Here is a 12,603-nt window from a genome sequence, read left to right as displayed (position 1 = left end):
CGTGGACCCGAGAAAGGCACACACAACATGAATGACGCATCCCTCATCGAGCGCGAGGTGGCCCCGGCCGCCATCGCGCCCGCACCCGGCGCAGCGACGCCGCCGGCCTACGGTGGCGCAGCCGACGACGACCTGCCCCCGCCTGCCACCGGCGACTCCGAACTGCGCCAGTTCGTCACCTTCACGGTAGGCGACGAGGTGTTTGGCGTGGACATGGCGCCGGTACAGGAAATCATCCGCGTGCCGGAAGTGGTGCACGTGCCGCTGGCCCCGCAGGCCCTCCTGGGCCTGGCCAACCTGCGCGGCAAGGTGCTGCCCATCGTCAGCCTGAGCCGCATCTTCGGGCTGCCGGACCGGCCGGCCGACGATGCCAGCCGTGCCGTGGTGATCGACCTTGGCCAGCCGCTGGGTTTCGTGGTGGATCACGTGGCCAGCGTGGTCGGCGTGGACCTGCGCCAGATCGAAGACGTGGCCTGCATCGCCTCCTCGGTGCGCACCGAGTTGCTGTCCGGCCTGATCAAGGACGTCGGCGGCCACCCCATGATCATGGTGCTGGATTTTACCCGCCTGGTGGCGGCCGAATTTGCCGAAGCCGCTACCGGCACGCGCGCCGGCCAGGCCGCCATGGATGGCGGTAGCGCCGAGGAAGTGCAGGCTCAGGGTGGCGACGAACTGCAACTGGTCAGCTTCATGGTGGCCGGCCAGGAATATGCGGTAGCCATCGAAGACGTGCAGGAAATCGTGCAGATGCCCCAGACCATCGTGCAAGTGCCGCATGCGGAGCCGCACGTGCTGGGCATCATGACCCTGCGCAACCGGCTCTTGCCGCTGGTATCGCTGCGCCACATGTTCGGCCTGCCGCCGCGCCAGCAGGACCACAGCAGCCGCATCGCCGTGGTCGCCCCGGCGGCCAGGGAATCGGCAGGCGCCGTGGGAGTGGTCATCGATACCGTCAACGAAGTGCTGCGGGTGGCGCTGAACACCGTGGAAGCGGTTCCCACGCTGCTGGCGCGTGACCAGGGGATGGCTGACATCGCCCGCATCTGCCGGCTGGACAACGGAAAGCGGCTGGTGTCGGTGATCGATGCCGTGAGCCTGCTGCGCCAGCCGGCCATCGAAACCCTGCTGGAGGACAACGAGATGAACCAGGACAAGCAGCCCGAGACCCGCAGCGACGATGAGGAGCAGGTCGTGGTGTTCCGCTTCGGCGACGAGGAATTCGGCGTGCCCATCGACAGCGTGCAAGAGATCGTGCGCGTGCCGGAGCAACTGACCCACGTACCGCGCGCCCCGACATTTGTGGAAGGCGTCATCAATCTGCGCGGCGCCGTACTGCCGGTGATCGACCTGCGCATGCGGCTGGGCCTGCCGCGGCTGGAGCGCAGTGATCGCCAGCGCATCATGGTGTTCCTGATCGACCAGGTGTGCACCGGCTTCATCGTCGATTCGGTGGCCGAGGTCCTCAAAATTGAACGCCGCGCCATCGGGCCCGCGCCTTCGCTGTCGAGCCAGCAGGTGCGCCTGCTCTCGCGCATGGCCAACATCGAGAAACAGAAACGCATGATCCAGCTGGTGGAACCCCGCTACCTGGTGGAAGGCGAAGAGCTGGCCCTGCTGGCCGGCATGGGACAAGCCGCGTAAGCCTACGCACGAGAAAGGACAGGAGAGAGAAGGATGAAGCTGCTCATCGTCGATGATTCAGCCCTCATGCGCAAGCAGCTGGGCGAGCTCTTCGAGCAGGCCGGTGGCTTTGCGGTGGCCTTTGCTCGCAATGGCCGCGAAGCCGTCAGCATGAACCTGGAATTCGCGCCCGATGTCGTCACCCTCGACATCAACATGCCCGAACTCGATGGTCTCTCAGCGCTGGCGGAAATGATGCTGCAACGTCCGGTGCCGGTGATCATGCTCTCCTCCCTGACTGCCCAGGGGGCGCTGGCGACCTTCGAAGCCCTGGCCCTGGGGGCGGTGGATTACGTGGCCAAGCCGGGCGGCACCATCAGCCTGGGCATCGATGTGCTGCGCACCGAACTGGTGGCCAAAGTACGGGGCGCTGCCAAGGCCAAGGTGCGCGGGCCCGACGCAGTGCCGCCGGTCCCTTCGCCGCGCAGCGCAGCCCGTACCCGCACCATTGCACGGCCGGCCGATCCTGTCGGATCAGCGGCAGTGGCACCAGCCCCCTCCACGCCGCTGGATGCCCGCCAGCCAGGAGTGGTGGTCATCGGAGTCTCTACCGGCGGCCCGCGCACGCTGGAGCGCATCCTGCCGCAGTTGCCGGCGCACTTCCCCTGGCCGGTGGTGGTGGCGCAGCACATGCCAACCAGTTTTACTGCGCCCTTCGCCGAGCGCTTGGGCCGTCTGTGCGCCCTGCGCGTGGTCGAGGCGGCGCAGCCCATGCCGCTGGAAGCGGGCACGGTCTATGTCTGCAAGGGCGGTGCCGACAGCATCTTCACCACGCGCAACGGCAGACCCACGCTGGTCAGCCGCCCGCCGGACGCGACCCAGCTGTGGCATCCCTCGGTCCAGTTGCTGGGGGCCAGCGCCCTGCAGCTGTATCCGCCCCAGGCCATCGTGGGCGTCATGCTCACCGGCATGGGCAGCGATGGGGCCGAGGCCTATACCGAGATCCGGCAAGCCGGCGGACGCACCATCGCCGAAAGCGAACAATCCGCGGTGGTCTTTGGCATGCCGGCCGAACTGATCCGCCGTGGCGGCGCCAGCAGCGTACTGCCGGCCGACCGGATTGCGGGCCAGCTGATCCAGTGGCTGTGCCCCTTCACCCAACACGACTCACACTGACACGGAATCCATCATGCCCTTGAACAAGTCCACAGGAATGTCCAGCGCCAGTATCCCGGAAGTGGCCCGCGCCACGGCCCTGGCCAGCCTGCAGGCGGCGGACCCGGCGCTGCGCCGCAGTGCGGCCCAGACCCTGGCCGGACAGCCGGAGGCGGTACCGGTCATCCTCGATGCCCTGGAACGCGAATCGAGCCTGGCCGTGCGCACGGCCCTGCTCGATTCCCTGGCGGCCACGCCCGGCGATGAGGCCGTGCAAGCCCTGGCCGGCTGCCTGCGCAGCGAGGACGCGTGGCTGCGCAACGCCGCCATCGACCTCCTGCGCGGCATGCCCGAGCAGGTGGCTCCCGTGATTGCGCACATGCTCATTGATCCGGAAAACGATATCCGCATCCTGGCCGTGGGCATCCTCGACACGCTGCGCCATGCGCGAGTGGAAGACTGGCTGCTGCAACTGATCGATGCCGAGACCGATGTCAACGTCTGCGGTGCCGCGCTGGAAGTGCTGACCACCATCGGCACGCCGGCAGCCATCGGTCCGGTGACCACGCTCATGCGCCGCTTTGCCGACGAGCCCTACATCACGTTTGCCGGGCGCCTGCTGCTGAATCGGCTTGGACGGGGCGCGTAATGAACGTTTCTGCAGAAGCCCCCACCCGCAGCATCAGCGCCGAAGACTTCGAGCGCTTCCGTGAATATTTTTACCGCCGCAGCGGCATCCACTTCGAATCGACCAAACGCTATTTCGTCGACAAGCGCCTCATCGACCGCATACAGGCCGCCGGCTGTGCCGACTTCCGCGAGTACTTCTCGCTGCTGCGCTTCGAGACCTCGGGCCGCGAATGGCAGCGGCTGGTCAACGAGATGACGGTCAACGAGACCTACTTCATGCGCGAGCACTACCAGTTCGACTGCATGGTGCAGTCGATGCTGCCCGAGCTGGTGGCGCGCAAGCCGCGCGGCGAACCGATGCGCATCTGGATCATGCCGTCGTCTTCCGGCGAGGAAGCCTACACGGTGGCCATGTACCTGCTGGAACGCTGGCCGGAACTGGCACGCTGGGATGTGGAGATCGTCTCCTCGGACATCGACACCCGCATCCTGGCCCAGGCCGAGGCCGGCCTCTATTCGCCGCGTGCCGTGCACCAGTTGCCGGCCGCCTGGCTGCAGAAGTATTTCACCCGCGAGGGGGAAAACTGGCGCATCAACCGCAGCCTGCGCGAGGTCGTGGCCTTTACCCGCGTGAACCTGAACGAACGTGCCGAAGTGGCAGCCTACCGCAACTACGACCTGGTGTTCTGCCGCAACCTGCTGATCTACTTCGACGACGCCTCGCGCCGCCGTGCCGCTGAAGCCCTCTATGACGTATTACGCCCGGGCGGTTTCATCTGCCTGGGCCACTCGGAGTCGATGAGCCGCATCTCATCGCTGTTTGCGATCCGCAAGTTTGCACAAGCGATCGTCTACCAGAAGCCATTGGAGCAAGCATGAAACATATCCTCATCGTGGACGATGCTGCCACCGTCCGTCTGTATGAACGGGCCATCTTCGAGGACGCCGGCTATACCGTCCGCGAAGCCAGCAACGGGTTGGAGGCGCTGGAGACGGCGCTGGCCGCCTGTGCCGAAGGCCAGCAGCCCTTCGACCTGTACGTGGTCGACGTCAACATGCCGCAAATGGATGGCTACTCTTTCCTGCGCGCCCTGCGCCAGCACGACATCCCCCAGGCACCGGCCATCATGGTCAGCACCGAAGCCCAGGAATGCGATCGCCGCAAGGCCTTCGAGGCCGGTGCCAATCTCTACATCGTCAAGCCGGCGCGCCCCGTGCCGCTGCTGCGCAACGTCAAACTGATGCTGGGAGAAACGCAATGACGACCGCCTTCTCTCCCCTGCTGCTGCAATTCATGCAGGAGTCGCGCGACGGCCTGCAGGAGATCGCCAGCCGCCTGCTGGCCCTGGAACGCCAGCCGGCCGATCCCGAATTGATGGAGTCCCTGTTCCGCGTGGTGCATACGCTCAAGGGCAACTGCGGGCTGTTCGAGTTTCCCGAGATGTTCCGGGTGCTGCATGCGGCCGAAGACTTGATGAGTGCGGTACGCGACGGCCAGGTCGCCTATGACCGCGAGATGGCCGACCTGCTGCTGGAAGCCATGGACTTCGTGGCACGCCAGTTCGACGACATCGAACTGGCCGGCCAGCCGGACCCGGTCCAGGCTGCCCCGTGCGCAGAACTGGTGGCCCGCCTGCGCCAGCGCTGCGGGATGCAGCTGGCCCAGGGCGGTGGCGATGCCCACCAAGCGAGCCAGCGCGCGGCTGAAGAGGCCGCCCGCAGCCGCATGGCCGAGGCCCTGGGCCGGGTGCCGGCCAGCCTGCGGATGGCGTGGGCGGATGCAGCCCGCAATGGCGAGACCTTGCTGTGGGTGGAATACACGCCGGAACCGGAATGCTTCTTCAAGGGCGAGGATCCGCTGCGCCTGGCCGCGCAGATGCCGGGCGTGCTGTGGCGCCGCGTGTTGCCCGGCAGCGCCTGGCCTGCCCTGGCCGAGCTGGATGCCTATCGTGCCAACCTGGTATTCCAGGCAGTAACGACCGCCGACCGCAGCCTGCTGGATGATCATTTCCGCTACGTGCCGGGCCAGTTCTGGATCACCGCCCTGCCGGCAGCGGCCATCGAAGTCAAGGACCAGACCCGGGCCAACGATGCGCTGATGATCGTGCAAACCCAGAATGATGCACTGTGGGCACTCGAAGGCGCGCCCTGGGTCCCGGGCCATCTGAAGGCCGCCGTCACGACCATCGCCAATTGCATGCGCGCCATCGGACGCCTGGATGTCTTGCCGGCACTGGAAGCCTGCGCCGAGGAAGCCCTTGCGCTGTCGAGCGTGGCGCCGGTGGTGGCCTGGATCGAGCAGCATGCGCAAGTGCAGTCGGTGGCCGAGATGAGCGCAGACGCTGATGTACAAGAAGAAATGATCGCGGCAGAAATCGCCGCACCGGCCGCGGTGGCGGCGGCCGCCGCCCCGGCGACGGCGGCAATCGCCCCCGCAACTCCCGAGGGAGAGGCTCCCGTCAATTTCGGACGCCGTGCCGAGGACAGCAATGGCGCGCGGGTCCTGAAGGTGGAACAGGAAAAAGTGGACCGCCTCATGAACCTGATCGGCGAGATGGTGGTGGCCCGCAACGGCCTGCCCTACCTGGCCTCCCGTGCCGAGAACCAGTACGGCGAGCGCGAGCTGGGCCGCGATATCCGGGCCCAGCATGCGGTCATCAACCGCATCGTCGAGGAGATGCAGGATGCCATCATGCAGGTGCGCATGATGCCGGTGTCCTTCGTGTTCCAGCGCTTCCCGCGCCTGGTGCGCGACATCGCGCGCAAGCTGGGCAAGGAGGTGCAACTGCTGCTCGAAGGCGAGACCACCGAGGCCGACAAAAACGTCATCGAGGCCTTGGCCGACCCCTTGGTTCACCTGGTGCGCAATGCGCTGGACCACGGCATGGAAACGCCCGAAGAACGCCGCGCCGCCGGCAAGCCGGCCACCGGGAAGCTGGTCATGAGCGCACGCCAGGAAGCCGATTGCGTGGTCATCGAGATCGCCGACGACGGGCGCGGCATCGACCCCGCCGTGATCCGCCGCAAGGCCTATGCGCGCGGCCTGGTGGATGAAGCGGCACTGGAACGGATGAGCGACCGCGAGGCCGTGAACCTGGTGTTCCTGCCCGGCTTCTCCACGGCCGAGGCCGTCACCGATCTCTCCGGGCGCGGCGTGGGCATGGACGCGGTGCGCACCGCCATCGAACGCCTGCACGGCAGCGTGCAGCTGGAGAGCCAGGCCGGCCAGGGCACCCGCCTGCAACTGTCGTTGCCGCTGTCGATGGCGGTGACCAACGTGATGATCGTGCAGTCCGGCGGCGTGCAGTACGGCCTGCCGATGGAAGCGGTGGTGGAAACGGTGCGCGTCCCGGCCGCCGACGTACACCGCATCAAGCAGCACAATGCCGCCGTCCTGCGCGGGCGCATCGTGCCGCTGCTTGAACTGAACAGCCTGCTCGGACTGGACACCCCGCAGCGCTGCAACGAGCACGACGAATGGGCGACCCTGATCCTGCGCGTGCACGGGCAGTACCTGGGATTGGTGATCGATGACTTCCGGGAGGTGGTGGAAGTGATCCTCAAGCCGCTCTCGGGCGTGCTCGCCGGCCTCACGGCCTATGCCGGATCGGCCCTGCTGGGCGACGGCTCGGTACTGATGGTCATCAACCCCAAGGAGCTGCTGAAATGACGATCGAATTCAAGGACGACACCCTGCACTGTGCGGGCGTACTGGCCGTGGAGGATGCCGAGGCCCTGCTGGCCCTGGTGGCCGGCCATCCGGCGGCCCCGGTGGACCTCTCCGCCTGCGAGCATGTACATACGGCCTGCCTGCAGGTCTTGATGGCAAGTGCAGCCAGCATCAGCGCCTGGCCGGGCGCGCCGGAACTCAGCGAATGGCTGCGCGCGGCCTTGCCGCAGCACTGAGGCCGCCTGCGCCGCCAACAACCCGGACAAACCAGACAAGCCAGACAAGCAGCATCAACCAGCAAGGAGTACCCAAATGAGCAAGACCATCCTGGTAGTGGACGATTCAGGCACCATGATCCTGAGCCTGAAAAACAATCTCGAAATTTCCGGCTTCAAGGTCATCACGGCCAACGACGGTGCGGCCGCCCTGGCCCGCCTGGGCCAGGCGCCCAAGCCGGATCTCATCATCACCGACATCAACATGCCCAACATGGGCGGCATCGAATTCATCGGCAAGGCGCGCGCCCTGCCGGGTTTCCGCTTCACGCCCATCCTGGTGCTCAGTACCGAGAGCCAGCAGGCCAAGCGCGATGAAGCCCGCAGTGCCGGGGCCAGCGGATGGATGGTCAAGCCGGTGCCGGGCGCCGAGCTGCTCAAGATCGTCAAACAGGTGCTGCCGGGAGCCTGACATGGGAATCATCCACGCCCTGCGCACCCGGGTACGCGCCCAGCCGCACATGCCGGTGGAACCGGGACCGACCTGCCAGGCTGCCCTGGTGGCCAGCATGCAACTCGACGAAGAAATCGCCGTGCGCCTCAAGGGTGCGGTGGAGCAGACCGAGAATTCCTCGCTGGCCATCATGAGCGAAGCGCGCGCCCTGTGCGACCGCTCTGCGCAACTGCTGGAGCGCATGCAGCGTGCCAGCCAGGAAAACGAGCGCGTACGCGACGAGATGCTGGAGACGGTCGATGCTTTGGTCGCCATGACGGAATTCCTCAAGAGCCTGCCGGAACGCATGCGCCGCGACGTCGAGAGCATCGGCCGTATTGCCGTGGAGATCGACAATCTCTCGGACCTGGCGCAGAGCGTCCAAGGCATCAGTACGCAGTCGCACCTGTTGTCGATCAACACGGCCATCGAGGCCAGCCGTGCCGGCCCGCAAGGCGCGGCTTTCAAGGTGATCGCCTCGGAGGTACGCAACCTGGCAGCCAATTCGCATACCGCAGCGGCGCGGATTCGCACTACCTTGTCGGAAGTGCGCAAGACCTTGCACGACGAACTGGGCGGCAATACAGCCCAGTCGGCGGCCGACCTCGATCGCATCGCCGCCACCGCCGAGGCCGTGGGCAGGCTGCGTAGCAGCTTCGAGCACGTGCGCGATACCAGTGACCAGCAATACGCGCAGATGATGGCGCATGGCGAGGAACTGGTCGCGACCACCGGCAACATGCTGGGCCATCTGCAGTTCCAGGACGTAGTGCGGCAATGCGTGGAGCGCGTCCAGTACGCCGTGGACCGGCGCAATGCGGCCTTGGCCCAAATGGCGGGCGAGACCACGGTGATCCTGCCCGCGCATGAGGCGGCCACGGTGATCGCGCAGGTGGTCATCGATTACGTGGAACAGGAGCACCGCCACCTGGTGCGCGAGCCGGACTTGCCGGCCATGGAATTGTTCTAGGAAGCCTGTGGTTTGCGGCCGCGCCGCGCGGGGGTTGCGCTTTCAGCGCGCGCCTTGGCCTGGATCAGGTCCAGCAATCCTTGTGCGGCGATGGACAGGCTGCGCTCCTTGGGCGTGACGATCAGCAGCGGCCGCACCAGCTCGGGCGCGTCCACCGGAATGGCCACCAGATTGGGCAGGCGGAACTGGAACAGCGTCAGCTCCGGCACCACGCTCACGCCCAAGCCGCTTTCGATCAGGGCCGCCAGGGTCGCCAGGTGTTCGACCTCCAGCCCGGTGTGGATCACCGCGCCCGGCCGCAGCACGGCATCCAGATGCTGGCGCACGCTGGTGGAGCGCGCCAGGTGGATCATTTCGCACCCGGCCAGCTGGGCCACCTTGATGCGGCGCTTGCCGGCCAGCGCATGGTCTTTGCGGCAGACCAGGTAGAACGGGTCGGCGCACAGGGGCTGCGTGGTGAACTCCAGCAGATTGGGGCCCGGCGCGGTAAGGGCGATATCGGCCTTGCCCTGGCGCAGCAGGTCCAGGCATTGATCCGATATGGCATCGAACAGCTCCACCGCCACACCCGGATGACGTTGCCGGTAAGCCGCCAGCACCGGCGGCAGCCAGCCTGCCGCCAGCGATGGCAAGGCCGCGATGGCCACCCTGCCCTTGCGCCGTGCGACGTAATCGTTCATGTCCGCCAGCGCCGCCTCCATGTCCGCCACCAGCTGGCGCGCCACTTCGACAAAGACTTCACCTTCGGGCGTGAGGCTCACGTTGCGGGTATCGCGCTCGAACAGGCGCGCGCCGGTCGCGGTTTCCAGCTTCTGGATCATGGCGCTGAAGGCGGACTGCGACACATGGCAGCGCTCGGCTGCATGGCCGAAATGACGGCAGTCGGCCAAGGCCAGGAAGGCGTGCAGCAGGCGCGTGGAGAGGTTGGCGTGCATGGTGGAAAACGGGATTGGATTATGCTGGAAAGCAGATCAATCAATCGAAAAAAGCGACTTTACAACAAAATCAGCCGCCACCTACACTCGCCCTGCTCACATCCGCGCACCCTGTACGGAATCATGTACAGAAGCTGAAGCACAAAAAAGAACGAACCGGTACCGGATGTGCTGACACGACAAGAACATCACATCAAAAAAACCGGAGACACGCATGTTGGCCCTGCTCGGCTTTGTCACGATCGTATCCTTGTTCACGGCCATCCTCACCAAGAGGATGTCGCCCCTGGTGGCGCTGATCGCCATCCCCATCATTGCCGCGTTGATCGGCGGTTTCGGATTGCAGACCTCCAAGTTCATCGTGCAGGGCGTGACCGCCATTGCCCCAGTGGCCGGCATGTTCGTCTTTGCGATCCTGTTCTTCGGCATCGTGACCGATGCCGGCATGCTGGACCCGATCATCAGCCGCATCCTCAAGACCGTAGGCAGCCGCCCCACCCGCATCGTGCCGGGCACGGCGCTGCTGGCGCTGCTGATCCACCTGGATGGTTCGGGTGCGGTGACCTTCCTCATCACCATCCCCGCCATGCTGCCGCTGTACACGCGGCTGGGCATCGACAAGCGCATCCTGGCCTGCGTGGCCTCGATGGCGGCAGGCGTGAATTTCCTGCCGTGGACCGGGCCCATGATCCGCGCCTCGGCGGCGCTGCACATCCCGGTCTCGGACATCTTCACGCCGCTGGTGCCGGTGCAACTGGTGGGCTTGGCCTTCGTATTCATCGCCTCGTATCTGCTGGGCCTGAAGGAAGAGCGCCGGCTCGGGCTGGGCAAGGGATCGAGCGTCGATTTCGTGCAGCAGCATGAACTGAGCGAGGCGCAACTGAAGATCCGTCGCCCGCAGAATTTCTGGGCCAACATCGTGCTGACGGTCTTCGTGCTGGGCGTGATGATCAGCGGCAAGGTCGATCCGGTGGTGATGTTCATGATCGGCGTGGTGCTGGCGCTGATGATCAACTACCGTGACGTCGCCATGCAGCGCGAGCGCATCGACGCCCACGCCAAGGCGGCCCTGCTGATGGCCAGCATCCTTTTTGCGGCGGGCGTGTTCACCGGCATCATGACCAAGTCAGGCATGCTCTCGGCCATGGCCAAGACTGCCGTCGGGTTCGTGCCGCCCGAGATGGCCGGCCATATCCCGGTGGTGCTGGGGGTGCTGTCGATGCCGCTGTCGCTGCTATTCGATCCCGATTCCTTCTACTTCGGCGTGCTGCCGGTGATCGCCGAGGTCAGCCACATGCTGGGCGTACCGACCATCCAGGTGGCCCAGGCAGCGCTGTTGGGCCAGATGACGACCGGTTTCCCGGTCAGCCCGCTCACGCCCGCGACCTTCCTGGTGTGCGGCCTGGCCGGGATCGAACTGGCGGACCACCAGAAATACACCATTCCCTTCCTCTTCGGTGCCTCCGTGGTGATGACCATCGCCTGCGTAGTACTGGGGCTGTTCCCGCTGTTCTGAGCGCGGGCCACTGGAAGTGCAACACCCTGTTTTGGAGAAGCGCATGACCCAAGATCCACAACGCACCGTGCGCATCGGCGCCGGTGCCGGCTATTCAGGCGACCGCATCGAGCCGGCCGCCGAACTGGCCGAACACGGCCAGCTGGATTACCTGATCTTCGAATGCCTGGCCGAGCGCACCATCGCCATCGGCCAGCAAGCGCGGCTGGCAGACCCGAGCAAGGGTTACGACCCGCTGCTGGCCGAACGCATGCATGCTGTGCTCAAGACCTGTGCCACCCAAGGCATCCGCCTCATCACCAATATGGGCGCGGCCAACCCGCTGGCGGCGGCGCAACGCGTGCGCGAAATCGCGCGTGAACTGGGACTGAGCGGACTGAAGGTAGCAGCCGTGGCAGGAGACGACGTGCTGGAGGCCGTGCAGCAGGACGAATGGCGCATCGAGGACAATGGCCAGCCGGTCGCTTCCCTCGGTAGCCGCCTCATCTCGGCCAATGCCTATCTGGGCATCGCCCCCATCGTCGAAGCCCTGCAGGCCGGGGCCCAGGTCATCATCACCGGCCGCGTGGCCGACCCTGCGCTGGTGCTGGCGCCTCTGGTACACGAATTCGGCTGGGCCGCCGATGACTGGGACAAGCTCGGCCAGGGCACCCTCATCGGCCACCTGCTGGAGTGCGCAGGACAGATTACCGGTGGCTATTTTGCTGATCCCGGCAAGAAGGACGTGGCCGGACTGGCGCGGCTGGGGTTTCCCATTGGTGAAGTAAAAGCCGATGGCAGTGCAGTCATTACAAAAGTGGCCGGCTCCGGAGGACAAGTCACGGCGCGTACCTGCAAGGAGCAATTGCTCTATGAAATCCATGATCCGAGCGCCTACTTCACGCCTGATGTGATTGCCGATTTCTCGCAAGTCCGCATCGAAGAAGTCGGGCCGGACCGCGTCGCCGTCACCGGCGGCCGCGGCCGTGCGCGACCGCAGACGCTCAAGACCACGCTGGGCTACCGCGACAGTTTCATTGGCGAAGGCCAGATTTCGTATGCCGGGCCGGGCGCGCAAGCGCGTGCGCAACTGGCCGGCGAGATCGTGCGCGAGCGGCTGGCGATGACCGGCGTGCAGACTGAAGAACTGCGCGTGGACCTGATCGGCATCAATGCCATTGCCGGTGAACAGATGTCGGCGCAAGCGCCCGAGCCGCACGAAGTCCGCCTGCGTGTGACCGGCCGCACGGCCAGCATGAAAGAGGCGGTCCGCATCGGCAATGAAGTCGAGACGCTTTATACCAACGGCCCGGCCGGTGGCGGCGGCGCCACCAAGTCGGCCCGCGAAGTCATCGCCGTGCTTTCGCTGCTGCTGCCACGCACGCTGGTGCATCCATCCGTTTTCATCGAGGAGGCCTGA

General features: G+C 65.8%; 12 protein-coding genes. 11 read left to right on the top strand and 1 reads right to left on the bottom strand.

Annotation, left to right across the window (positions count from 1 at the left end; all coding sequences use genetic code 11):
• The first annotated feature begins 27 nt into the window (after positions 1 to 27).
• The 9 genes from ACWFUC_RS16400 (at position 28) to ACWFUC_RS16360 (ending at position 8,753) form a co-directional block, all read left to right on the top strand.
• Entirely contained in the window at positions 28 to 1,641 is a 1,614-nt protein-coding gene (locus tag ACWFUC_RS16400; protein ID WP_489625423.1) for a chemotaxis protein CheW, read from the top strand.
• A 33-nt stretch (positions 1,642 to 1,674) separates the two neighbouring features.
• Positions 1,675 to 2,796: a chemotaxis-specific protein-glutamate methyltransferase CheB gene (gene cheB, locus ACWFUC_RS16395; RefSeq protein WP_489625422.1), complete on the top strand. Its 1,122-nt coding sequence runs from the start codon at positions 1,675 to 1,677 to the stop codon at positions 2,794 to 2,796.
• Positions 2,797 to 2,809: 13 nt separating this feature from the next.
• Complete coding sequence (locus ACWFUC_RS16390; RefSeq protein ID WP_489625421.1) at positions 2,810 to 3,424, top strand: HEAT repeat domain-containing protein; 615 nt, start codon at positions 2,810 to 2,812, stop codon at positions 3,422 to 3,424.
• Positions 3,424 to 4,284, top strand: coding sequence for a CheR family methyltransferase (locus tag ACWFUC_RS16385; protein WP_489625420.1), 861 nt, complete (start codon positions 3,424 to 3,426; stop codon positions 4,282 to 4,284). The genes ACWFUC_RS16390 and ACWFUC_RS16385 overlap by 1 nt, the downstream gene beginning before the upstream one ends.
• Positions 4,281 to 4,667 (top strand): response regulator, encoded by a 387-nt coding sequence (locus ACWFUC_RS16380; protein WP_034309545.1) that lies wholly within the window; start codon positions 4,281 to 4,283, stop codon positions 4,665 to 4,667. Before ACWFUC_RS16385 ends, ACWFUC_RS16380 begins: the two co-directional genes overlap by 4 nt.
• Positions 4,664 to 7,075: a chemotaxis protein CheA gene (locus tag ACWFUC_RS16375; protein ID WP_489625419.1), complete on the top strand. Its 2,412-nt coding sequence runs from the start codon at positions 4,664 to 4,666 to the stop codon at positions 7,073 to 7,075. The genes ACWFUC_RS16380 and ACWFUC_RS16375 overlap by 4 nt, the downstream gene beginning before the upstream one ends.
• Entirely contained in the window at positions 7,072 to 7,311 is a 240-nt protein-coding gene (locus ACWFUC_RS16370; RefSeq protein ID WP_034341450.1) for a hypothetical protein, read from the top strand. Before ACWFUC_RS16375 ends, ACWFUC_RS16370 begins: the two co-directional genes overlap by 4 nt.
• A gap of 76 nt (positions 7,312 to 7,387) precedes the next feature.
• Positions 7,388 to 7,762, top strand: coding sequence for a response regulator (locus tag ACWFUC_RS16365; protein WP_034309554.1), 375 nt, complete (start codon positions 7,388 to 7,390; stop codon positions 7,760 to 7,762).
• 1 nt (position 7,763) lies between these two features.
• On the top strand, positions 7,764 to 8,753 hold the full coding sequence (locus tag ACWFUC_RS16360) for a methyl-accepting chemotaxis protein (RefSeq protein WP_166675059.1): 990 nt from the start codon (positions 7,764 to 7,766) through the stop codon (positions 8,751 to 8,753).
• Here the strand turns inward: ACWFUC_RS16360 and ACWFUC_RS16355 are convergent.
• Entirely contained in the window at positions 8,750 to 9,688 is a 939-nt protein-coding gene (locus ACWFUC_RS16355; protein WP_121040041.1) for a LysR family transcriptional regulator, read from the bottom strand. The two genes, ACWFUC_RS16360 and ACWFUC_RS16355, sit on opposite strands and share 4 nt — an antisense overlap.
• A gap of 214 nt (positions 9,689 to 9,902) precedes the next feature.
• On the opposite strand from ACWFUC_RS16355, the gene ACWFUC_RS16350 reads away from it, so the two are divergent.
• Both ACWFUC_RS16350 and ACWFUC_RS16345 read left to right on the top strand, forming a co-directional pair.
• Complete coding sequence (locus ACWFUC_RS16350; protein WP_489625418.1) at positions 9,903 to 11,204, top strand: CitMHS family transporter; 1,302 nt, start codon at positions 9,903 to 9,905, stop codon at positions 11,202 to 11,204.
• Positions 11,205 to 11,247: 43 nt separating this feature from the next.
• Positions 11,248 to 12,603, top strand: coding sequence for an acyclic terpene utilization AtuA family protein (locus tag ACWFUC_RS16345; RefSeq protein ID WP_489625417.1), 1,356 nt, complete (start codon positions 11,248 to 11,250; stop codon positions 12,601 to 12,603).

This window comes from Herbaspirillum sp. Her4, from assembly GCF_057961335.1.
This window is presented reverse-complemented; position numbering and strand designations above follow the sequence as displayed.